At 38.4% G+C, this 21,454-nt stretch carries 24 protein-coding genes; 13 read left to right on the top strand and 11 right to left on the bottom strand.

What is annotated here, in order from left to right:
• Nucleotides 1-18 precede the first annotated feature (18 nt).
• Both F0342_RS15300 and F0342_RS15295 read right to left on the bottom strand, forming a co-directional pair.
• Complete coding sequence (locus F0342_RS15300) at nt 19-210, bottom strand: hypothetical protein (RefSeq protein ID WP_149156759.1); 192 nt, start codon at nt 208-210, stop codon at nt 19-21.
• Between the two features lie 610 nt (nt 211-820).
• Nucleotides 821-1,015, bottom strand: coding sequence for a hypothetical protein (locus F0342_RS15295; RefSeq protein WP_262481761.1), 195 nt, complete (start codon nt 1,013-1,015; stop codon nt 821-823).
• A 138-nt stretch (nt 1,016-1,153) separates the two neighbouring features.
• Here F0342_RS15295 and F0342_RS15290 point away from each other — a divergent pair, with 138 nt between their 5' ends.
• Both F0342_RS15290 and F0342_RS15285 read left to right on the top strand, forming a co-directional pair.
• A complete protein-coding gene (locus F0342_RS15290) occupies nt 1,154-1,639 on the top strand; it encodes a hypothetical protein (protein WP_188048575.1) in 486 nt (161 codons plus the stop codon).
• A complete protein-coding gene (locus tag F0342_RS15285) occupies nt 1,623-2,111 on the top strand; it encodes a hypothetical protein (RefSeq protein WP_149156756.1) in 489 nt (162 codons plus the stop codon). The genes F0342_RS15290 and F0342_RS15285 overlap by 17 nt, the downstream gene beginning before the upstream one ends.
• A 58-nt stretch (nt 2,112-2,169) precedes the next feature.
• Here the strand turns inward: F0342_RS15285 and F0342_RS15280 are convergent, their stop codons facing one another.
• Entirely contained in the window at nt 2,170-3,021 is an 852-nt protein-coding gene (locus F0342_RS15280) for an STAS domain-containing protein (RefSeq protein ID WP_149156755.1), read from the bottom strand.
• A gap of 165 nt (nt 3,022-3,186) precedes the next feature.
• Between F0342_RS15280 and F0342_RS15275 the strand changes: the two genes are divergently transcribed.
• Nucleotides 3,187-3,771 (top strand): histidine phosphatase family protein, encoded by a 585-nt coding sequence (locus tag F0342_RS15275; RefSeq protein WP_149156999.1) that lies wholly within the window; start codon nt 3,187-3,189, stop codon nt 3,769-3,771.
• Between the two features lie 85 nt (nt 3,772-3,856).
• Nucleotides 3,857-4,246: a thiol-disulfide oxidoreductase DCC family protein gene (locus tag F0342_RS15270; RefSeq protein WP_149156754.1), complete on the top strand. Its 390-nt coding sequence runs from the start codon at nt 3,857-3,859 to the stop codon at nt 4,244-4,246.
• A gap of 37 nt (nt 4,247-4,283) precedes the next feature.
• Here the strand turns inward: F0342_RS15270 and F0342_RS15265 are convergent, their stop codons facing one another.
• The 5 genes from F0342_RS15265 to F0342_RS15250 form a co-directional block, all read right to left on the bottom strand.
• Nucleotides 4,284-4,691: a secondary thiamine-phosphate synthase enzyme YjbQ gene (locus F0342_RS15265; RefSeq protein WP_149156753.1), complete on the bottom strand. Its 408-nt coding sequence runs from the start codon at nt 4,689-4,691 to the stop codon at nt 4,284-4,286.
• A 233-nt stretch (nt 4,692-4,924) separates the two neighbouring features.
• A complete protein-coding gene (locus tag F0342_RS15260; RefSeq protein ID WP_149156752.1) occupies nt 4,925-5,218 on the bottom strand; it encodes a hypothetical protein in 294 nt (97 codons plus the stop codon).
• Between the two features lie 83 nt (nt 5,219-5,301).
• Nucleotides 5,302-6,027 (bottom strand): LamB/YcsF family protein, encoded by a 726-nt coding sequence (locus F0342_RS15255; protein WP_149156751.1) that lies wholly within the window; start codon nt 6,025-6,027, stop codon nt 5,302-5,304.
• A 484-nt stretch (nt 6,028-6,511) separates the two neighbouring features.
• Nucleotides 6,512-6,688, bottom strand: a complete 177-nt coding sequence (locus F0342_RS24950) for a hypothetical protein (protein ID WP_188048574.1) — start codon at nt 6,686-6,688, stop codon at nt 6,512-6,514.
• Nucleotides 6,689-6,862: 174 nt separating this feature from the next.
• Complete coding sequence (locus tag F0342_RS15250) at nt 6,863-8,083, bottom strand: MFS transporter (RefSeq protein WP_149156750.1); 1,221 nt, start codon at nt 8,081-8,083, stop codon at nt 6,863-6,865.
• A gap of 199 nt (nt 8,084-8,282) precedes the next feature.
• Here F0342_RS15250 and F0342_RS25470 point away from each other — a divergent pair, with 199 nt between their 5' ends.
• The 3 genes from F0342_RS25470 to F0342_RS15240 are packed head-to-tail and all read left to right on the top strand — an operon-like array spanning nt 8,283 to nt 10,527.
• Nucleotides 8,283-8,408, top strand: a complete 126-nt coding sequence (locus tag F0342_RS25470; protein WP_262481760.1) for a hypothetical protein — start codon at nt 8,283-8,285, stop codon at nt 8,406-8,408.
• A 32-nt stretch (nt 8,409-8,440) separates the two neighbouring features.
• On the top strand, nt 8,441-9,121 hold the full coding sequence (locus F0342_RS15245) for a response regulator transcription factor (protein WP_149156749.1): 681 nt from the start codon (nt 8,441-8,443) through the stop codon (nt 9,119-9,121).
• Entirely contained in the window at nt 9,118-10,527 is a 1,410-nt protein-coding gene (locus tag F0342_RS15240; protein ID WP_262481759.1) for a HAMP domain-containing sensor histidine kinase, read from the top strand. Before F0342_RS15245 ends, F0342_RS15240 begins: the two co-directional genes overlap by 4 nt.
• Nucleotides 10,528-10,551: 24 nt before the next feature.
• On the opposite strand, the gene F0342_RS15235 is transcribed toward F0342_RS15240, so the two are convergent.
• Nucleotides 10,552-11,064, bottom strand: coding sequence for an Hsp20/alpha crystallin family protein (locus F0342_RS15235; protein ID WP_149156748.1), 513 nt, complete (start codon nt 11,062-11,064; stop codon nt 10,552-10,554).
• 541 nt (nt 11,065-11,605) lie between these two features.
• Here F0342_RS15235 and F0342_RS15230 point away from each other — a divergent pair.
• Entirely contained in the window at nt 11,606-14,452 is a 2,847-nt protein-coding gene (locus F0342_RS15230) for a 2-oxoglutarate dehydrogenase E1 component (RefSeq protein WP_149156747.1), read from the top strand.
• Nucleotides 14,453-14,471: 19 nt separating this feature from the next.
• Nucleotides 14,472-15,707 carry a 2-oxoglutarate dehydrogenase complex dihydrolipoyllysine-residue succinyltransferase gene (gene odhB, locus F0342_RS15225; protein WP_149156746.1) on the top strand — a complete coding sequence of 412 codons (1,236 nt, stop codon included), beginning with the start codon at nt 14,472-14,474 and terminating at the stop codon, nt 15,705-15,707.
• A 501-nt stretch (nt 15,708-16,208) separates the two neighbouring features.
• Here the strand turns inward: odhB and sda are convergent.
• On the bottom strand, nt 16,209-16,343 hold the full coding sequence (gene sda / locus F0342_RS15220) for a sporulation histidine kinase inhibitor Sda (protein WP_044336757.1): 135 nt from the start codon (nt 16,341-16,343) through the stop codon (nt 16,209-16,211).
• Between the two features lie 403 nt (nt 16,344-16,746).
• On the opposite strand from sda, the gene F0342_RS15215 reads away from it, so the two are divergent.
• The 4 genes from F0342_RS15215 (at nt 16,747) to F0342_RS15200 (ending at nt 20,966) form a co-directional block, all read left to right on the top strand.
• Entirely contained in the window at nt 16,747-18,384 is a 1,638-nt protein-coding gene (locus F0342_RS15215; protein WP_149156997.1) for an AMP-binding protein, read from the top strand.
• 188 nt (nt 18,385-18,572) lie between these two features.
• Nucleotides 18,573-19,451 carry a gamma-glutamylcyclotransferase family protein gene (locus tag F0342_RS15210; RefSeq protein WP_149156745.1) on the top strand — a complete coding sequence of 293 codons (879 nt, stop codon included), beginning with the start codon at nt 18,573-18,575 and terminating at the stop codon, nt 19,449-19,451.
• Between the two features lie 30 nt (nt 19,452-19,481).
• The gene (locus F0342_RS15205; protein WP_149156744.1) at nt 19,482-20,312 is read left to right on the top strand and encodes a GNAT family N-acetyltransferase; all 831 of its coding nucleotides are present in this window, start codon (nt 19,482-19,484) and stop codon (nt 20,310-20,312) included.
• Nucleotides 20,313-20,321: 9 nt separating this feature from the next.
• Complete coding sequence (locus F0342_RS15200) at nt 20,322-20,966, top strand: DedA family protein (RefSeq protein WP_223145723.1); 645 nt, start codon at nt 20,322-20,324, stop codon at nt 20,964-20,966.
• Between the two features lie 37 nt (nt 20,967-21,003).
• Here F0342_RS15200 and F0342_RS15195 read toward each other — a convergent pair whose 3' ends face one another.
• Nucleotides 21,004-21,333 carry a hypothetical protein gene (locus tag F0342_RS15195; RefSeq protein WP_149156742.1) on the bottom strand — a complete coding sequence of 110 codons (330 nt, stop codon included), beginning with the start codon at nt 21,331-21,333 and terminating at the stop codon, nt 21,004-21,006.
• Nucleotides 21,334-21,454: the final 121 nt, after the last annotated feature.

The following is a 21,454-nucleotide window of genomic DNA, read 5'->3' as shown; positions in this document are numbered from 1 at the left end:
ATTCTATAGAGAGAATCGTTATTTTAAAGTATCTAGATACGCATAATATGCGGCTAGTTTTTCGTTGTTGTTTGCAGCGCGACCGTTCCCTTTTAATGATTTACCTATCGCGAAATATTCTTTATGAACAGGTAGAACGTGAACGGTAACAGCTGGACGTCCTCTATACCTATAATCCTGAGGAACGTGAAGCATTGAAAATCGTTTCATAGAAAGGCCTCCTTTAAGGAGAAAGCTATTCTACCCATTTATTATTATTTAAGTAGAATTAATAGTTGTTTAAAACTTTAACATAGTGAACCATTTGATTCAAATTTCAGACTATTACCTACAATTCTTCTTTGAAAAATATTTTTAAAAGTACCCCCATGAATGGAAACCTACTTTCGTATTCTTTAGTAAGATGCAGATGGTTTGTAGCCATGCAGAGTACACACACAACTTGGGAGGTATTTAAAGTATGAACATTGATGATGTACTAGAAGATACCGTAGAACTTGGACAAGAGGATATAAATCGCCCAATCTATCGCATTGATATTGATAAACTTCTAGATTTGACAAGTGATATATAAGAAACATTACTATAAATGAGAAAAGGCAAGCCTTAATCCAGGCTTGCCTTTTCTTTATGCTCGCATTCATAACAGATTGCTTATGGTTGTCGCCTCTGACCAAGCCGCCTCCGCTTTCGGTTCATCCAGCTCCGGCGGCTAGAGGCTCGAGGTCATAAGCCAGGACTACCAAAAAGGCAAAGAGCGCCTTTCCGGTAGTCCCGTCTTATGCTTGTCGCCTCTGACCAAGCCGCCTCCGCTTTCGGGTTAGTCATGTTTTTTATGCTTGTTTAGTAGTTCTTTTAGCATATTAATGATGGTGGCGCGTTCGCTTTTGTTAAAGGTTTGAGTCCATCCTGTGATAAGTCCTTCTTCTTTAGGTGATAAGTCCCGCTGCAAACCATCGACAAAGACTTCTTTTATTTCATCTCTTGCATATTGTGGGATAGATTCATGTTTCATAAAATTACCTCCTTCATTCTCCATTTCTCTTTTCCCTTTACAAAATTAATACAAACATCCGAACTCTCTAGTCATAATTGTGGTTATGTAATGAGTCGAAAAAGGCAAGGATAGTAAGAAAAAGTTAAGGAGAAATCAATGTCTCTTCCTTTCTTCGTTTCCATATTGATCATACTGATTTATATCGTCATTTTTATGCAAAAAAAACTTTCATTCACATCAAACTCGATACAGTTCATGGTGTTGTCGATCATTTCAACGAATTACATTACGATTTTGACCAATAATCTGGAGTGGGTGAAGGCGTCAGAGGACGTCACTCAATTTGTCAGCTTACTGATAAACCGGGAATGTATTTTGCCTTTAGTCGGGATTGTCATGGTGAATGGTTACTTGAATTACGGAAACAGAACTCATCGATTCTTATTATTTGTAAGCTTGTTATTCTTTATCAGTGTATTGGATATTCTTCACATACACTTTAAAACGCTTGAGTATCCTCAATGGAGCCTGTTAAATACAATCATCATTAATGGAACATATTTATTGATTTGTATATGGATAGGACTAGGGCTTTACTATTTGCAGAAAAAGGAGGAGAGAGATCGTGGACAGAATCTATGAGAGGTCATTTGACTTAAACGAGTGGTTTATCATCATTAGTCTCATCTCTCTCCTTTTATTAATCTGGATCACTCCAAAAATATTTTCATTCCTCGAAGGGTTAAGTTATTATATTTATGGCATATCAATAGGAATGTTTTATGATCATACGATTAGTATTCCTCCATGGGATTTTTATGATGTCAATGACAGTTCCGCTTACCAGACAATTGACTTTATTAGTTACATCATGTATGGCCCTTATAGTTATTTCTTCGTATACATATATAAAAAGCTAAAGATAAGAGGGATTATGAACCTTGCTTATTTATTGATTTGGACAGCTTTTTCTCTCTTGATGGAATGGTTCACGGTCAGAATTGGTATATTCCATTTCGATAAAGGGTATGAAATGTATTGGTCGATTCCCATATATATGGCAGTTCAAAGCATTCAACTATTATTTCATCATAAAATAAATAGGAGTGACTAGTGTTTGGAAATAATCAAAAAAACCAGAAGTCATGCTGCAAATGGCTTCTGGTTATACATTATAGGGGAAGGACCACCTCATATTGATTGAATCCGATGTCTTCGAGAGCCTGTTTTAAGCTTGAGCTTGTTTTTAAATCGTCGAAGGTTATACCCAGACTCCCTAAAGTATGGGCAACTTCAGGGCGGATACCAGTTAATACCGATTGGACACCCATCATTTTTAAAGCATTTACAATTTGATAGATATTATGAGAAATCATCGTATCCATTATTGCTACACCGGATATATCAATAAATAAATAGTCTAATTGCAATTCAGAGCTTTTCTTTAGTGCCGTTTCCATAACAGAGCTGGCTCTATGAGTATCAATTTCCCCGATAAGAGGAAGAATCGCAATTTGGTCAGCTATCGGCACAATCGGTGCAGAGAGTTCATCCATAGCAGTATGAACTAGGGCCAACTGATCTTTCTGTTGCTTAATAAATAACTCATTGAAAAGATAAGCAATTTCATCGAGCAAGGGATTTATCTTTTTGTTTGATTGCAGCATAATGGAGGCTGAAATTTGTTTGTCGATTTGTTCATCGAAAAAATCCCAAATGGCCGTACGAAATGTGGATAGAGTTTTTAAAGATTCGTTTAGGGAGATACCTTTTTCAATGGAAATATTCCCAACTTTCTGAGTCCACTCATTTATTTTAACGAGAGAATCCTTTTGATTTTCAAATAAAGATTCCCCTAGTATTTGTATTAATTCAATTCTCCACTCTGTGATCTTCTCCATTCTCACACCTGAAAACTTAAGTTGTTCAGAGTATCGTTGTTCCTGATAGTCAATTACACCTTTAGCAATTTCAGATTTATGTGAAACGATTTCTTGACCCAGATATAATAATTCATCTCTCATTGTTTCAGCCAACTCCTATACTGCTCATTTATTTAAAACTTTCGAAATAATCTCTTTTAATGGTAATATAGTATATCATAAAATCTAGTAGAATTATACCTTTCCTAAGGCATGGATATTGTACGGACAATAGAAACAGCAATTTCAGCAAAAGGAGTAAACGAAATGACTCAAATATGCTTAGTAAGACATGGTCAAACAGAATGGAATCTTTTGGGTAAATTACAAGGTCAAACAGATATACCATTAAATGAAACTGGAAAACGTCAAGCAGAAGAATGCAGAGAATTTTTGAAAAAATCAGAATGGGATGTTCTCATAACCACTTCTTTAATGAGAGCGAGAAGAACAGCGGATATTATCAATGAGTCACTTGAACTGCCAATCGTTGAAATGGATCATTTCAAGGAACGCCATTTTGGTGAGGGAGAGGGATTGTCCCGTGAAGAAAGGGAAAAGCGGTATCCTGATTTTATCTTTCCGAATATGGAATCATACGAAGAGTTGGTCGACAGAGTGCAGGTGGGGCTGGAAGAGATTCATACTCAGTTTCCCGACCGGAAGGTACTGTTGGTTGCTCACGGTGCTGTCATCAATGCAGTATTGAGGGAGTTTCATCAAGAAAAGGCAGTTCTGGAGCATGTGAAGCTATTTAACGGCTGCCTGACCAATCTCCATTTTAAAAGTGAACGATGGGCAGTTCATTCCTATAATGAAGTAGGTCACCTATCGGAGCATTCAAAAAGTTGAGAGCAAGTAACTTCCTGGAAAGAAGTTGTGAATTCTATTATAGTTAGAAGTTAATATGGAATTTAAATGAAACGGTGTGATATCATTGGCAATAATATTGTTTGATGGCCTATGTAATTTTTGCAATAGTAGTGTGCGATTTATTATCGAACGTGATCCTGAAGGAATCTACCAGTTTGCTTCCTTACAAAGCGATATTGGTCAACAATTATTGAAGAAGCACAACATTCCTCATACTACAGATAGCTTTGTTTTAATTGAAGAAAATAAAGCGCATGTGGAATCAACCGCTGCTTTAAAGGTGTGCTCTCATTTGACATGGCCATGGAAGCTTATCACTACATGCATAATCATCCCTAAGCCCCTAAGAGATAGGGTATACAGATGGATTGCGAAGAATAGATATAAATGGTTTGGAAAACAAAAGTCTTGTATGCTGCCTTCGGAAAACATAAGAGAACGTTTTATAGAATAGAAAGACTCGAGAAAATGCCTTCGAGTCTTTTCATTCCTTATTCAGCGTCAATTGTTTTAACCGAAACCTTTCTTCTAGAACGTGGACCATCAAACTCACAGAGGTAGATGCCTTGCCAAGTTCCCAATAGAAGCTCTCCATTAGTGACAATGATTGTTTGAGAGTGTCCAACCGTACTTGTCTTTAAATGAGCAGCTGTGTTTCCTTCTCCATGAAGGTCGAGAGTATGTTCCCAAGGATATACCTCGTCTAATCGACGTAGAAAATCTGTTTTTACATCGGGATCCGCATTTTCATTCACCGTGATTCCGGCTGTTGTGTGTAAGGATTGGACCACAACAACACCTTCCTTCATTTTTGCATTGATGATGATGTCTTGGACATAAGTGGTGATATCAATCATCTCATCACGTTTATTAGTATCGATTGTAAGAGTTTTTATCATAGCAATGACCCTTTCTATGTATGTCATATTCCTCTACATTCCACTATATGGCTTCCTTGAAACCAGCCATACTTTTTATCTAAGGTATATTTGCATTAAACGGGAAAACGAGTGTTATATGGGGAGGGATTTTATCCTATAATGGATCATGAATTTTTCTGATATTATTATTTTTTTCTGCTGATTCAAATTGAGGAAAGATATGAATGGCTTGTTTCATCGGTCTACTCCTCCTATTCACAGGATGCCTCCTGATTTCCTATGAATGTGCGCCCCTTACGCTCGAATGAAGCTCGGTAACACTTACCGTCTGTTGTCTTGTATAGAGCTTCATACACTTTTTCTTTATTATCAGTCGTATGAGTTTGAATGATTCCAATGATGGTTGAGTCGGGAGATACGGTTTGTAGAGATGTTTCAATGCTAGAGTGCAAAAGGAACCGCTGATAGCCATATAGAATAATAACGCAAGCAACAAGTAAGATGAACATCCAACGGAACCCTTCGAGTAGTAAAGTCTTATTCATTAGAGACTGCTCCTATCTTCTATACAATAGACAAATCCTTTACATTCTCCATGGAATAAGGGCTACGTATAGCCCTTATATAATTAGCTTAACTTTTCATATAATCTTTTAGCAAGGTTTAAAGCAGCCGTGTTATCTCCATGAAGACAAATGGTATCCGCTTTAATTGATAATACCTCACCATCTGTTGAAACTACTTCTTGTTTCTCAACCATTCGTAAGACTTGCTTTTCGACTTCGTTTTCATCATGAAGTACGGCATTGGGAAGGGAACGGGGAGTTAGTGAACCATCAGATTGATAAGTTCGATCGGCAAATACTTCATGAGCAACATGTAATCCGATTTCCTCTCCTGCTTTTGTCAGCTCACTTTGAGAAAGGCCGAACAATGTTAATCCAGGGTCAACGTCGTATACCGCTTTAGCAATCGATGCAGCCAAATTGGAATCCTTCGCAGCCATATTATAGAGGGCACCATGAGGTTTAACATGTGACAACTTACCTCCTTGTGCCTTAATGAAGGCGAGTAGTGCGCCAATTTGATATTGTACAAGGGCATACGCTTCTTCAGGGGTTACTTGTATCATTCTTCTTCCGAAGCCTTGAAGATCAGGCAACCCGGGATGAGCACCTATTTTTAGGTTATGACTTAATGCATTTGTGACTGTTTGTTTCATTACGAGAGGATCTCCTGCATGGAATCCGCAAGCGACATTGACGGAGGAAACGAATTTCATCATTTCTTCATCTTGTCCAATTGTATATGTACCAAAACTTTCTCCTAAATCACAGTTTAAATCGATTTTCATTTTTCCATCCTTTCATCCACTAGAATGAATTGTAACATTCTGAATTCTTATTTATCATATCATATATTTAAACTGGATGCTTTTCTGATAGAGTAGTGGAGAATTAAGGGAGAAAATGATTTTCTCATCAAATTTTAATCTTGTTCTAATAGAGTTCACTTTTTCACCCGGTACAATGAATCTTGCTTATGAATAAGGATTTATCACTCCCTAAACAAAAAGAAAGTGGGGTAGCTTTCTTTTTGTTTAAATCTTTATTATGTAAGACCCATTCTAATTTCTTTCCTTTGGAGACAAAAGTTTTGCTGAAGCTTTTGTCTTCTTCTTTTTGTGTATTTTTAGATTATGGTTAAAATGAAGGGGAAGAAGAGGTTAAAGGTATGTTATCTCATCAACCAATTGAAACAATGCATATTGTGTCAAAAAAGTGATTTAAGTGGAAGGCAGAGATCAACTTCTCCACCTTTTGACTATGAAGTACTACTTACTGTGAATGAGTCAGTTTCAGCTTTACTTTTTGAAACAATGATTTCATCTTTCCTTCGCTTCTTTTCGCCTTGGGGTGATGATCAATTACTTTTGTACGTAGAAAATAGTTAATGACTTCTTCAGCCAGAATGAGAAGTACAAAAAAAGAAACAATCACGATGATCCAACTCATATATATTCCTCCCTTACGATCCCTATCATGTTTATGGATATATCTACCACATTATGAATCGAAATAAACATTGGGATCGTAAAGAACAAGATTTCTTTATTCAGCAGATGTAGAGATGCAATTGAAAAAACGGAGCCTGCATTCAGCTCCGTTTTTTCATCATGGAATGAATCCTTACGCCTTTTTAGTTGAGACAGCTTGCGGGGGAGTTTCCGGAACCTTAATGAAAAGCATTCCGACCAGGCTGGCAAATAGGCTTAGAACTATGAAAATAATAAAGGTACTCAAAGGTTCAATCAACGCTACTATAGGAGGACCTAAAGCGACACCTGTAAACCTCATTGAACTGTAAATGGAGGTAATGGTTCCACGGTGTTCTTTCTCAATTCCTTCTGTTATCAATGCATCCAAACAGGGAAGGGCTGCACCCATTCCGATACCAGCAATGGAAAAAATGCTCAAGATGATCCATTTTCCTTCAGTAAAGATTATTGGAATGAAAGCCACCGAACTCATTAGGGATCCAAAAACGATGACCCACTTCATCTTGTCTTTGCTCTTTCCGATCACTTTTCCGGTTATATAGGAGGTTAGGCATAAAAAAAGGAGTGGGACTGCTAAATATAGTCCCTTCATTACTCCGTTAATTCCGTAAGACTGCTCTAAGCGGGTTGATAAATAATATAAAAATCCAAATAAAGTAAACATGGAAATAATTCCGATAATAAAGATTCCGAAAATCCATTTCTTTTCCTTCCTAAGGACGATTCCCACCTCATGAACAAATTCCTTAATACTTTGTTTCGCTACTTCTCCTTTTTTAGCCGGGACTTTTACAAAAACGACGATCAATAGAATGGATAAAAGGGAAAATACCGGAATGGAAAAGAAGGGAATAAACCAAATCCATGCGGCAAATAATGCACCAAGTATCGGACTTAGAACTTTGCCGAAAGTATTAGATGTCTCGATTATGCCCAATCCTATGGTGATTTGATCATCATCTTCATAGAGATCACCGACGGTAGGGATGACAACCGGGAAAGCACCGGCAGCTCCAATTCCTTGAACAACCCTTCCTGCAATTACAAAAATATAGGCGTTCGACCCGTATATGGAAGCAAGTCCACAAATGAGGCCTCCGATTCCTGCAATGACTAAACTGGGTATTAAAATTTTTTTCCTCCCGAAACGATCGGATAAGTAACCGGCAATCGGAATGCAGAGTATGGCTATGATGGAGTATACGGTGATGATTAAGCTTGATTGAAATCCCGTAATGTTAAGCTCCTTTTCTAATTGAGGAAGAACAGGGATCAACATCGAATTTCCGAGTGTCATAACTAAAGGAATAGAGGATAACGCAAGTAAATCTAATTTTTTCTTACTTTCCATTTCGTGCACCTCATTCTTATTTATACAACTATTATTTTCTTCAACAGGAGCAATTTCATACTATTTAATTATTTGATTATAATATCATTATGTAAACTTAAGATTTCTTTCTTCTCTAAGTGAAAACTTACCCTTCTCTCATTCAATTTTAATGAAAGTGGAGGAAAATGACGGTAATGATAAAAGGGAGGTAAGAACCATGTGGATTCGAATAATTCCTATTTTATTTTTCAGTTTTACTGCCATTACATTAATGACGTATCAAGGTATTGAAATCTTTCAAGCGCTTAATGATTTTATTTTCAGTAAAAGTAAAATAAAATAAGACATATTAAGCATTTAGAGCAGGTGATTTATGTGAAAAGAATTTTAGTCATAGAAGATGAAAAAAATCTCTCCCGGTTCATTGAACTGGAACTTAAATATGAAGGATATGAAGTGGGTCTTGCCTATGATGGAAGAGGGGGGTTAGAGAAAAGTTTAAACGAGGATTGGGACATAATCTTATTGGATCTTATGCTGCCGAATTTAAACGGACTTGAGGTTTGCAGAAGAATCCGGCAAGTGAAAGCTATTCCGATCCTCATGATCACGGCAAGGGATAGTGTAATGGATCGTGTATCAGGATTGGACAGTGGAGCAGATGATTATATCGTAAAGCCTTTTGCTATTGAAGAACTGTTAGCGAGATTGAGAGCCGTATTTAGACGAGCCGGAAATGAAGAAGCAGCTTCGACTCAAACAACTTATCATTACCGTGATATCACCGTTCAAAAGGAGTCAAGGCAAGTGTTTAAGCTTGAACATGAAATCGAGGTTACGAAAAGGGAGTATGACCTTTTACTCGCCTTATTGGAAAATAAAAATATTGTTTTGACACGTGAAGTTCTTCTCAATAAAGTGTGGGGGTATGATACCGAGGTTGAAACGAACGTAGTGGATGTTTATGTAAGATATTTGCGAAATAAAATTGATTCGCCTGACGAAGATAGCTACATCCAAACCGTACGTGGTACCGGGTATGTGATGAGGACATGAATACATTCATGAATCGTTTTAAGCCCTCTTCTCTTAAAGTGAAGTGGGCATTAGCGGCTGGTTCAGCCATTTTCCTTGCCTTTTTCTTATTTAGTTTTTTTCAATATCATGCAATCAGTAAGTGGATGGTGGATGAAGAAGAAAATAACTTTGGTCGTGTTCTGGATGAAATTACGGTGTTTTTTAAACAAAAAGGGCCAAATATACAGCTCCAGGACATTTATGAAAGCCGGGATTTGATGAAACAAATAGCTGAAAAGGACCAGACTATTCGTATTTTAGATCGTCAGGGTGATCAAGTATTGGAAATACGAGGTGAAAATGAATCAGCTTTTTACGTTCCTTTTCAACCCGTTAGAGAGAAGACAGTTACACTCATTGAATCTGAGGGAAAACAAATGCTTATTGGGAGATCTCCGATAAGATCGAGTCAATTCAACGGATATTTTGAAATTATCCAGCCTTTAAGCCGATATGAAAAGATCATGAAAAACCTGTTCTGGATGATGACCATCACCGGGGTACTCGCGCTCTTGATCAGTGCAATTATCGGCTATTTCATGGCCAGAAGCTTTGTGCGTCCATTAAATAAGCTTTCTGAAACAATGAGATCCATCGAAAGAAAAGGGTTCCACGAAAGAGTGGAGATTGTGAAGGCCCATGATGAAATCAGTGACCTATCACAAATTTTCAATAAGATGATGAGCGAAATCGAGAAATCGTTTCAGCAACAGCAACAATTTGTTGAAGATGCATCACATGAATTAAGAACGCCCATACAGGTATTAGAAGGACACCTGGCTCTTTTGAACAGGTGGGGAAAAAAAGATCCGACGATACTGGAAGAATCTTTACAGGTATCATTGGAAGAACTTGAAAGAGTGAAAAGGCTTATAGGTGAATTGTTAGAACTTTCCAGGGCGGATCGTGAGAAATTTGATCTTCAAACCGCTCGTGCCAATCCACAAAAAGTGATTGATAAGGTTATTAGAGACTTTAAATTTCTACATCAAGAACACACGTTTCTGTGCTTGGATGAGTTGGATTATGAAGCGATGGTGATTATTATGCCAAGGCATCTAGAACAAATTATGATCATCCTGTTAGATAATGCCGTTAAATACTCTGATAAGCATTCAAACATTGTAATAAAGCTAGTGAATCGTGAAGAAGATGTGATGATTGAGGTGAAAGACGAAGGAATCGGAATTCCAGAAGATGATCTTCCAAAGGTATTTGACCGGTTCTACCGTGTGGATAAGGCAAGAAGTCGTGAAAAAGGCGGTTATGGTTTGGGATTAGCCATTGCATCAAAGCTCATCCAAAACTACAATGGTGATATCTTAGCTTTAAGAAACGAACCCTCAGGTACCATTTTACGCATCTCTCTTAAGTATGCTCATTAAATGTATTCTACGAGAAAAGACGTCTCAGTATTTATCTGAGACGTCTATTTCTGTATATTGCATGTCGATACTTTTAGGTATTTTCAGCTCTAATATGCCGTCTTTGTATTGGGCCACCGCACCTTTTTTTTTCACTAGACATGGGAGTGTGATGACCTGTCTTTCCCCCTGCTCAGGGATGTTCTCGATAATTGCCTGATTCGAAGTATGGAAAATTTTCAATTGCTTCATCCACTCTTCACTAGGAACCTGAAACCGGATGTAAATATCCTCAAAAGATTCAAAGACATTTGCAGATATTGAATTAGATGAAGGAGAAGACTGACCCCGCTGAGATTTCTGCTCCTGTTTGCCCATCGGATTCATAAAGGATTGCGCCCCGCTCATCATGTCATTCGGATTCATCATACCGTCCCATCCGCCCGGGAACATTTTTTTCATCATACCTTGTATATAGGAATCCATTTCATTCGGATTCATCTGATTCATTTGATCTTTCATGTCTTTACTGAAAGGGAATAAACTCCATGGGAACATGTGAACCACCTCACTTTATCTATATAGGCCAACCGCCATGATTGTTATATTGTATGCAAAGCATGGGCGATGAGTTCATTTGCAATAGGGAAGAAATTAAACTCATAAGGTTTATTTATCATTCTGAAAATCTTATAATCTATAAAAATTTGTGAAAAATAACAAAAACTATTTGGTTTTTTTTAGTAACAGTAGTAAGATGGTTTATGAAAAAAGCACCCTCATATCAGGGATACAAGAAGGTGAAAGAGAAAGCGCTTAATAAAATATTATTTCAGAATAGTCGAATATACTAAAAGGTTTTCTTGTAATTTATTATGGGAATATAAGTAATATCCATATGCATAATACGGAAAACAAAATTTTGAGAAATTTGTCATAAAGTCTTTATCTTACTACAGCACAGTGATAAAATGTCCTTGTAAGCGTTTTAATGTGTTTAAAATTACTATTCTTGCATAATGAAATAAGGCTTTTGAATTGTAAGAATACATGATACCCAAATTATACTAACTGGCAAAATAGTTGGAGGTTTTTCACAATGAAAAAGCAATCGGCAAAAGGGGAACCGTGGCAATCGTTTTACGGACCTAACCTAGGCTATGTAATGGAGGTTTATGAGCAATTCTTGGAGGATCCAACAGACGTAGATCCTGAATTGAAAGAATTATTCGAACAATGGGGCCCTCCTACAGCTGAAGACGTACAAGTAATCGCAAGTGCTCAGCATGGGGATACATCATTCACGTTGCCGGCACAACCGACTGCGTTAAGTAAAATGGTAGCTGCAGTCAAATTAGCAGATAATATTCGTACATATGGTCATTTGGCTGCGGATATTAATCCCCTTAATGACCGAAATAAAGACACAAGAAGAATTGAACTATCGGAGTTTAATTTATCTGAAGAAGATTTAAAGCAGATTCCTGTTGATTTCTTATGCCCGAATGCACCTTCTCACATAAAGGATGGCTTGCAGGCAATCAATCATTTAAGACAGGTCTACACTAAAAAACTGGCATTTGAATATGCTCATGTTCATGAGCTTGAAGAAAAGAATTGGTTAAGAGAAAAGATTGAATCAGAATCCTATTTCACTCCTCTTTCTAAGGAAAAGAAACTGGCGTTATTAAAACGCCTTGCCGAAGTGGATGGATTTGAAAAATATATTCACCGTACATTTGTTGGTCAGAAGCGTTTTTCCATTGAAGGACTGGACACTATGGTACCTTTACTGGACGAAATGGTTCGTTATTCAGTTGAATCAGGTGCTAAAACAGTCAATATCGGGATGGCACACCGAGGGCGCTTAAACGTGTTGGCCCATGTCATTGGTAAACCGTATGAAATGATTTTTGCTGAATTCCAACATGCCCCAAGCAAGGATCTGATTCCTTCAGAAGGATCAATTGGGATTACATATGGATGGACAGGTGATGTTAAGTATCATTTAGGTGCTGATCGCGAAATCTCTCCTCTGCAGTCGTCAACAGCGAGAGCGCGTGTCACTCTGGCGAATAACCCAAGTCACTTAGAGGTTGTGAGCCCGATTGTGGCTGGTTACACACGTGCTGCACAAGAAGTTCGGGAAGATAAGGGTTATCCAGGGCAATCACCGGAATCTTCCTATGCCATCATGATTCACGGAGATGCTGCCTTCCCTGGACAAGGTGTTGTAGCTGAAACATTAAATATGAGTCAATTACGTGGATATAACACTGGTGGATCCATTCACCTGATTGCGAACAATATGATCGGCTTCACGACTGAAAGCCGCGATTCCCGCTCTACGAAATATGCATCTGATACTGCCAAAGGCTTTGAAGTTCCGATTGTCCATGTCAATGCAGATGATCCTGAAGCTTGTCTTGCTGCAGCGGTGCTCGCCTATGAATATCGTAAAACCTTTGGAAAAGACTTTGTCATTGATTTGATTGGCTACCGTCGTTTTGGTCATAACGAAATGGATGAACCGATGGTGACGAATCCATTAATGTACTCAGTCATTCAAAACCATCCAAATGTTAAGAAACTATATGCTGAAAAATTAATTTCAGAAGGAATCGTCACAGAATCAGATGTAGAGAAAATGGATACCGACATCGAAGAAGAATTAAAAGCGGCTTACGATAAAGTACCGGCTAAAGACGATGATCCCGATACCGTGCTTGCTCCACCTGAGTACGTAGCAAATGGCTTACCGGAAATTAATACGAGTGTTGATTTTAATAAGCTTGAAGGTTTAAACAATGAACTGCTTCAATGGCCGGAGGGCTTTAATGTGTTCAAGAAATTGGATCGCATTTTAAAGCGACGCAGCCAGGTGTTTGAAGGTAAAGGGAAAATTGACTGGGCCCATGCTGAGACTTTGGCGTTTGCTTCTATCTTGAAGGATGGTACGCCGATTCGATTAACAGGACAGGATTCAGAGCGTGGTACATTTGCTCAACGCCACCTGGTTCTTCATGATGAAAAATCCGGTGAAGAATACATTCCTTTACACAATCTAAAGGACAGTCATGCTTCGTTTGTTGTTCTTAATAGTCCTCTTACTGAAACAGCTGTTGTTGGATATGAGTATGGGTACAATGTATTTGCACCCGAGACATTGGTTCTTTGGGAAGCTCAATTTGGTGATTTCTCCAATATGGCACAGGTAATGTTCGATCAATTTATTTCAGCTGGCCGTGCAAAATGGGGTCAAAAAACCGGTCTGGTTATGCTGTTACCGCATGGATACGAAGGTCAAGGGCCGGAACACTCAAGTGCCCGCTTAGAACGATTCCTGCAACTGGGTGGAGAATATAACTGGACGGTTGCCAACTGTTCTACAGCTGGTCAATACTTCCATATTCTTAGACGTCAGGCTGCCATTTTACAAAAAGAAGAAGTAAGACCACTTGTAATCATGACGCCGAAAAGCTTGCTGCGAAATCAATTTGCAGCTGTCACTGCTGAGGAATTAGCTCATGGAGAATTCCATTCAGTTCTGGAGCAAAAGGGTCTTGGTGAGAACCAGGCTGCTGTTGAACGGGTTGTATTGTGCAGCGGGAAAATTGCGATTGATTTAGAAGAGCACCTTCAAAATATCGATGATAAAGATTGGTTACACATTCTTAGGGTAGAAGAAATTTATCCATTCCCTAAAGGTGATATATCGGGAATACTGAAAAGATATTCAAACCTTAAAGAAATTGTATGGATTCAAGAAGAACCTAAGAATATGGGCGCATGGACATTTGCAGAATCACGACTCCGTGCCATTGCACCTGAGGGTGTTGAAGTGCATTATGTCGGTCGTCGCAGACGTTCCAGTCCATCAGAAGGTGAACCAACAGTACACAAAAAGGAACAATCACGAATTATTAACGAAGCGTTAACTCGATAAGAAAGAGGAGGACATCACAGTGGCAGAAATTAAAGTTCCAGAATTAGCAGAATCAATTACAGAAGGTACAATCGCCCAATGGTTGAAACAACCAGGGGATTATGTGGAAAAGGGCGAATACATCGTTGAACTGGAAACAGATAAAGTGAATGTTGAAGTGATTTCAGAAGAAGCAGGTACGATTCAAGAACTTAAAGCTGATGAAGGCGATACGGTCGAAGTCGGTCAAGTTATTGCCATAGTCGGTGCAGGTGGAGAAGCTCCAGCAACTTCTGAAACAAAAGAAGAAGCACCTGCCCCTAAACAGGAAGAGAAGAAAGAAGAGGCAACTGAAGTAGCACCAGCGAAAGAGGACAAAAAGAATCGTCCAATCGCTTCTCCTGCTGCTCGTAAGTTGGCACGCGAGAAAGGTATCGATCTTTCCGATGTGCCAACGGATCCTCTAGGCCGTGTTCGTAAGCAGGACATTGAAGCCTATAGCAATAAGCCGGCTGAAGCTCCATCTAAACCTTCTGTTCAAGAGAAGAAGGCACCTGCCAAAAAAGATGATGGAAAGCCGGTTGTTCGTGAGAAGATGTCACGCCGTCGTCAAACGATTGCGAAACGCTTAGTAGAGGTTCAGCAAACAGCTGCCATGCTTACAACGTTTAATGAGATTGATATGAGTAAAGTAATGGAGCTACGTAAACGTAAAAAGGATAAATTCTTTGATGACCACGATGTAAGACTTGGTTTCATGAGTTTCTTTACAAAAGCAGTTGTAGCAGCTCTTAAGAAGTTCCCGTACGTGAACGCAGAAATCGATGGGGATGAAATCGTTCTTAAGAAATTCTATGACGTTGGGGTAGCTGTATCTACGGATGATGGACTGGTAGTACCTGTTGTACGTGATTGTGAACGCAAGAACTTTGCAGAAATCGAAGGGGAAATTATGGAACTGGCTACAAAGGCTAGAAACAACAAATTATCTCTTGGGGATCTGCAAGGTGGTTCATTCACGATAACAAATGGTGGAGTATTCGGTTCATTACTATCAACTCCAATCTTAAACGGACCGCAAGTTGGGATTTTAGGAATGCATAAAATTCAGCTTCGTCCAGTGGCCATTGATAAAGATACAATGGAAAATCGCCCTATGATGTACATTGCTTTATCGTATGATCATAGAATTATTGATGGGAAAGAAGCTGTTGGATTCCTGGCAATGGTAAAAGATTTACTTGAGAATCCAGAAGATTTACTACTTGAAGGCTAAGTAGTCCTGATTGAATAAGAATAGATGAATGTTTGGCTGATTCATACATCCATTAGTGGATTGTGGATCAGCCTTTTTTTCACGTTTTTTTACTAAGAGAATAAAATATGGATAACTAAAATAAAGTTTACCAAAGGAAACTCTCGGACAGATAAAGGGGGGAAGGTTTAATGATGAAGAATTTCAATTCAAAAAAAGTAATTAAGTATTCGTATCTATTTCATAAAATGGGAATATTGGATAATGAGCAATTCAAACAAATTGAGGAATACCATGGATCCAAAATTAAGAAACACAGTTAAGGCATGGGTCTAAAATGAATGGGCTTTCAACATGTGTTGTCGATTTTTCACGGTCATTTGATTGGAGAGCATGGGGCTGAAATCAATCGCACAGTTTAAATGAGTGAGAATGAAAAAAGACAGACTCAAGTGAAAATGAGTCTGTCGTGAAAATTTCATCTCAGGGGGTGAGATAAAAGCTAGTATTCTTTTTTAATTGTCAAGATTTCCTAAAAGGCTTTAATCCTCGGTTACGAATTTCTTTCTTAAGAAGCAAAATCCAGTCTTGATCATTCCCTTGTTTCTCAGCATCACGATAAGCTGCCACCAACTGTTCATTACTTAAGATTTTCATGACCAACCTCCCAGGAATGTATAAAATATAGAATTTTCTATATTTTCTATATATTCTACATAGAAATTACTCATTTGAAAAGGTTTTTTTATAAATTACGTCTAAAGTAGTATTTTTAGTTATTATGTAGAAAAAGGTTTAGAGAAGACGTTTTTTGTCTATATAAAAAAGTTAGAATCATCGGGTTCATGTAGAAACTTGCCATCTAACTCCTGTCAATAGCTCTTAACCATAGAGAAATAAAAGACAAGAGAAAGTTCTTATTAATTAGTTTGAAAATTTAAATTTTTGTGATAATATTACACGCATAAGGAACTGAAATTTTAACCTCTTGGACTACATAAACTGAAAGGTTCCAGGCTTAACATAAATACAGGTAAAGGGGGATGTTCATTTGTCGGAGATTTTACATGCAACTGTAGGTGAATTACTCGAAGAAAAAGCTCGTATACAGCCTGAGGTTGAAGCGGTCGTTTACGCAGACAGAGGTTTAAGGTGGTCTTATCAAGAATTTAATCAACAGTGCAGGCAAGCTGCAAAGGGGTTTATGAATCTCGGGATCAATAAAGGGGACCATATCGCCATATGGGCTTCTAACACTCCTGAGTGGTTAGTTAGTCAGTTTTCGACGGGCAAAATGGGAGCTGTACTGGTAACCGTAAATACTAATTATCGTACTGCTGAATTAGAATATTTATTAAAGCAATCTGACAGTAAAACGATTATTTTGATGGAAGAGTTCAGAGGAGCTTCCTATATAGACATGTTGTATGAAATTTGTCCTGAATTGATAACGTCTAAGCCAGGAGAATTGGATAGTTCAAAACTTCCTTATTTAAAAAATGTAATTGTCTTAGGGGAGAAGGCATATCCAGGTACATATAGCTGGCAGGATATTATGGATAGAGGGGATGATGTTGAGGAAGGTGAGCTGGATGAAAGACTTTCGAGCCTTTCCCCCCATGATGCCATCAATATGCAATACACGTCAGGAACGACAGGATTTCCTAAAGGAGTCATGCTTACCCACTCGAATATCGTAAACAATGGTTATAATATTGCCGGGTGCATGAGATTGACGAACGAAGACCGTTTATGTATTCCTGTTCCATTCTTCCATTGCTTCGGATGTGTATTGGGAACACTTGCATGTGTATCTGTTGGGGCTACTATGGTTCCATTACAGGAATTCGATCCTAAACAGGTTCTCCAAACGGTGCAGGATGAAAAATGTACCGGACTTCATGGGGTGCCGACCATGTTTATTTCCGAGTTAAACCTTCCAGACTTTGATCAATACAATCTTTCCCATTTGCGTACTGGAATTATGGCCGGAAGTAACTGTCCGATTGAAGTAATGAAGGGCGTCATGGACAAAATGGGAGCAGATGAGATAACCATTGCCTATGGTCAGACAGAATCTTCCCCTGTCATTACGCAGACACGTACCCATGACCCGATAGAATTAAAGGTGGAAACGGTTGGAAAAGCCTTGCCAAATGTAGAGGTAAAGATTGTGGAGCCTGGATCGAACCGGGAAGTTCCCCATGGGGTACAGGGAGAGTTGTGTACTCGTGGGTATCACGTCATGAAAGGGTACTACAAGAATGAAGAGGCTACCAGGTTAGCCATAGATCATGAAGGTTGGCTGCTTACTGGTGACTTAGCGGTCATGGATGAACATGGCTATTGTAGGATTACAGGAAGATTAAAAGACATGATCATTCGAGGCGGTGAGAATATTTATCCGAGAGAAATCGAAGAATTTCTTTATTCCCATCCAAAGGTATTAGATGTTCAAGTCATTGGAATTCCTGATGAAGTTTATGGTGAAGAAGTTATGGCCTGGATTATTTTGAAGGAAGGTCTAACCGCAACACCAGAAGAGATTAGAGAATATTGCACAGGGAAGATATCTCGTCATAAGATTCCAAGGTATATCGAGTTTACTGATTCTTACCCAATGACAGCCTCAGGGAAAATTCAAAAGTTTCGTTTAAGAGAGCAGGCGAAAGAAGCAGCCCTGCCTAAAAGTAATTAACAAATTGAAAACGCTTCCTTGAAAAGGACATTCCCAATTCATCGGGAATGTCCTTTTCATAAGGATATAAGAGTATAATAGAATATTAGATAACTGAAATTTCAGAGACTATTTGCTAAAATAAAGGAAAGCCTTATTAAATTATTAACTATAATTTAATTATGTAAACAACAGAAAGGGGATTATCTGTGTACGTTTTTGTTTATGGGACGTTAAGAAAACACGAAAGCAATCATTTTTTATTAAAGGAAGCCATATTGATGAGGGAACAAGCTTGGGTGGAAGGTGTTCTTTACGATACAAAAAGAGGATATCCCGCACTAAAAGAAGGCAATGGGACCACTTATGGCGAATTATATAAAATCAACTCCGGTATATTATCACCGTTAGATGAGTTGGAGGATTTCATCGAAGAACGTGAAGACAACCTTTATATACGAAAGCTTAAACTGGTCAACACAGATAATGGACCGCAGGAAGCTTTTGTGTATTATTCTGAAAACGAAGAATTGTTCCAAGAAGAAATTCTTTCAGGAGATTGGAAAGTACATCAGTTTCTACATGATAAGCCTGATAGAATACTTTATTTTGCGTATGGTTCGTGCATGGATGATGAGCGTTTTAAATTAGCGCAAGTAGATCACCATTTCAAAAACTGTCTTGGTGCAGGAGTTCTAGAAGGATATTCTATGAAGTATCTCTTTAAAGTACATGATGGTGGCAGGGGAGACATCATTGAGGATGGAGGGACAATGGAAGGAGTAGTATATGATCTCCCTCAACAAGCAGTAGAATACTTGTTCACAAGAGAAGGGGTAGCCCCCGGATGGTATAGAGCAGCTTTCATCGACATACAGATTGGCGGCAAGCTTTACAAGGACGTATTAACCTTTATTGTGAAAGGGAAGTGTCAGGAAACCTGTCCCCCAGATCATTATGCAAAAGAGATTCTACGTGGTAGTCGGCCACATGTAAGCAAGTCCTATCATGAAAAGCTACAGCGACAATTAGTTGGAATAGGGATGACAGAAGATCAGGTGCAGGATCTTCTTAACGAAGAAGAATAGATGTACGAATGAGATCCGGGAGGTGAAGTCATGAAGATAAGTGATGATCAATTATTTACTGCAATAGAATCACATCACTGGGACTATCCAGGTCGATTGATTCCGAGTGAAGTGGATAGTTTACACAGTGATGGAATCGTTGCAATTAAAAATAAACAGTTGAAAAACGTATTTGCTAATAAGGTACCTAAATTCATTGTGAACAATATGAATGAACTGCATGAAAAATGGAAGGTGGTTGAAGGATTCTATGGAAAGGAATCCTTTAGTATGTGGATCAGGGAGCCACTTATCGATCAGGGAGAGGAATTCCTCCAATCACATGATGGTATTCTGGAAGAGCGTTATGAGGGGCTGGTTTTTGATCTAAACCAGATTCATTTCATCCCTTCACCCGTTCATAGAGTCATTACAGTTGAAAGTGACCTTCACATCCATGATCTTGTAGAAATCAGTTCTTCCATATGGGGATATCGGGAGGAAGATAAGCCGGTCATCTTTAATCAAAGAAGAGAGTTTATGAGGAAATGGGGACCGGATGGTGGGTTCACACTAGCTTACAATAAAGAGGGTGATCCCGTTGGATACGGAAATTATCGGTTTAGCCGTGATCATGAAGTCCTTTACCTCAATGGAGGAGGGGTGCTCCAAGAAGCAAGGCATGGAGGAGTATATTCTTCAATAGTGGCCCATCGATTGGAAATGGCACAAGGAGCGCAATGTCGGTTTGTAACCTGTCAGGCCAGAGTCGGGCACTCTGCACCGATTCTCAAGAGATTGGGCTTCCGAGCGTTTTCAACCTATCAATATTGGGTAGTGAATAGAAAAGCGCAGGCAGGTTTGAAAAGCACGAAAAAATAGTCGCTTTGTGTGAAATGGGGTGATGCGATGGATGTTTTACTACAATTGGTCGATCAATTTGGATATATCGCCATGTTTCTTTTTAGCTGGATTGTTTTTTTAGGATTACCGGTACCTAACGAACTCGCTGCTGCACTATCGGGATATTTATCTGAATGGAGAAATTTCAACCCGTATACCTCCTTTTTCTTTATGTATAGTGGATTAATCTCTTATGGAATCTTCGCCTTTTTAAATGGCCGATATTTCGGGACAAAATTAATTTCCCTATTTATGAAGGGAAATAAATCAAGGAAACTCATTGATAATGGTGAAAAATGGATAAACAAGTATGGTCCATTTGCCATTTCGTTTAGCTATTTTATACCAGGCATCCGATTATTCATGCCTTATATTGCAGGTACGTCAAAAGGGATTTCTTTCATGAAATTTCTCTTATTTGCTCTTCCGTCTGCTTTCGTTTGGGGATTTGTGTATTTTCAGATTGGGAGGTATTTTCCAAAGAGTTTTCAGGGATTACTGAAAGAAGTGAGCGTGAAGGCAGGAATCATTTTCTACATTTTATTCATCGGGGTTATCGTGTACAGTATTGTCTTTACCTTGAAAAAAAAACCTAATACCTCGAAATGGAAAAAGGTACGTTATCGAAAATAAGAAAAGACTGATCAAAGATGCCTTCTCATTTAATCAGTCAATCTTGTTCATCCTTAATAATAGTAAAATACTTCCCGAATACACCCAATGCTTTAATTGTGGTTCTTGAGCCATTTTCATCCTCATATATTTTACCGATAGTGTTAAATAACAAGTAGCCGTTTTTAACATTTGAGCCTGTTTCAATCAGGGTTGAATAAGAATTTCCTTCAAGTTTCTTCGTACATGTTATGGATTCATGGCATTCAATATTGTATTCATCTAAAAGCCATAAATAAAATTGTTCTTCATTAGGTCTGTGGGTGCTCATGTAAAAAACTATCAAAACCAAAGTGAACATACCTATTCTTTTTAATCCGTTTCTCACGATAATCGAACCTCTCCTGCAAATTCCTCCTATAATATACCATATATTCTTTTTGAAAGTGATAGTTTCACAAAAAACTGACAAATGAGATAGTAGTTGAACTTATAGCTCTGTAAGAATA

Source organism: Bacillus sp. CH30_1T (assembly GCF_008364765.1).
Classification (GTDB): domain Bacteria; phylum Bacillota; class Bacilli; order Bacillales; family Bacillaceae_B; genus Rossellomorea.
The sequence above is the reverse complement of the archived record's forward strand: the minus strand, read 5'-3'. Positions and strand labels throughout refer to the sequence as shown.

What these genes read in the sequence shown, in the direction of transcription:
- F0342_RS15300 (WP_149156759.1), bottom strand. Translation starts at nt 210, where the DNA reads ATGAAACGATTTTCAATGCTTCACGTTCCTCAGGATTATAGGTATAGA.
- F0342_RS15295 (WP_262481761.1), bottom strand. Translation starts at nt 1,015, where the DNA reads ATGAAACATGAATCTATCCCACAATATGCAAGAGATGAAATAAAAGAA.
- F0342_RS15290 (WP_188048575.1), top strand. Translation starts at nt 1,154, where the DNA reads ATGTCTCTTCCTTTCTTCGTTTCCATATTGATCATACTGATTTATATC.
- F0342_RS15280 (WP_149156755.1), bottom strand. Translation starts at nt 3,021, where the DNA reads ATGAGAGATGAATTATTATATCTGGGTCAAGAAATCGTTTCACATAAA.
- F0342_RS15275 (WP_149156999.1), top strand. Translation starts at nt 3,187, where the DNA reads ATGACTCAAATATGCTTAGTAAGACATGGTCAAACAGAATGGAATCTT.
- F0342_RS15265 (WP_149156753.1), bottom strand. Translation starts at nt 4,691, where the DNA reads ATGATAAAAACTCTTACAATCGATACTAATAAACGTGATGAGATGATT.
- F0342_RS15260 (WP_149156752.1), bottom strand. Translation starts at nt 5,218, where the DNA reads ATGAATAAGACTTTACTACTCGAAGGGTTCCGTTGGATGTTCATCTTA.
- F0342_RS15255 (WP_149156751.1), bottom strand. Translation starts at nt 6,027, where the DNA reads ATGAAAATCGATTTAAACTGTGATTTAGGAGAAAGTTTTGGTACATAT.
- F0342_RS24950 (WP_188048574.1), bottom strand. Translation starts at nt 6,688, where the DNA reads ATGAGTTGGATCATCGTGATTGTTTCTTTTTTTGTACTTCTCATTCTG.
- F0342_RS15250 (WP_149156750.1), bottom strand. Translation starts at nt 8,083, where the DNA reads ATGGAAAGTAAGAAAAAATTAGATTTACTTGCGTTATCCTCTATTCCT.
- F0342_RS25470 (WP_262481760.1), top strand. Translation starts at nt 8,283, where the DNA reads ATGTGGATTCGAATAATTCCTATTTTATTTTTCAGTTTTACTGCCATT.
- F0342_RS15240 (WP_262481759.1), top strand. Translation starts at nt 9,118, where the DNA reads ATGAATACATTCATGAATCGTTTTAAGCCCTCTTCTCTTAAAGTGAAG.
- F0342_RS15235 (WP_149156748.1), bottom strand. Translation starts at nt 11,064, where the DNA reads ATGTTCCCATGGAGTTTATTCCCTTTCAGTAAAGACATGAAAGATCAA.
- F0342_RS15230 (WP_149156747.1), top strand. Translation starts at nt 11,606, where the DNA reads ATGAAAAAGCAATCGGCAAAAGGGGAACCGTGGCAATCGTTTTACGGA.
- sda (WP_044336757.1), bottom strand. Translation starts at nt 16,343, where the DNA reads ATGAAAATCTTAAGTAATGAACAGTTGGTGGCAGCTTATCGTGATGCT.
- F0342_RS15205 (WP_149156744.1), top strand. Translation starts at nt 19,482, where the DNA reads ATGAAGATAAGTGATGATCAATTATTTACTGCAATAGAATCACATCAC.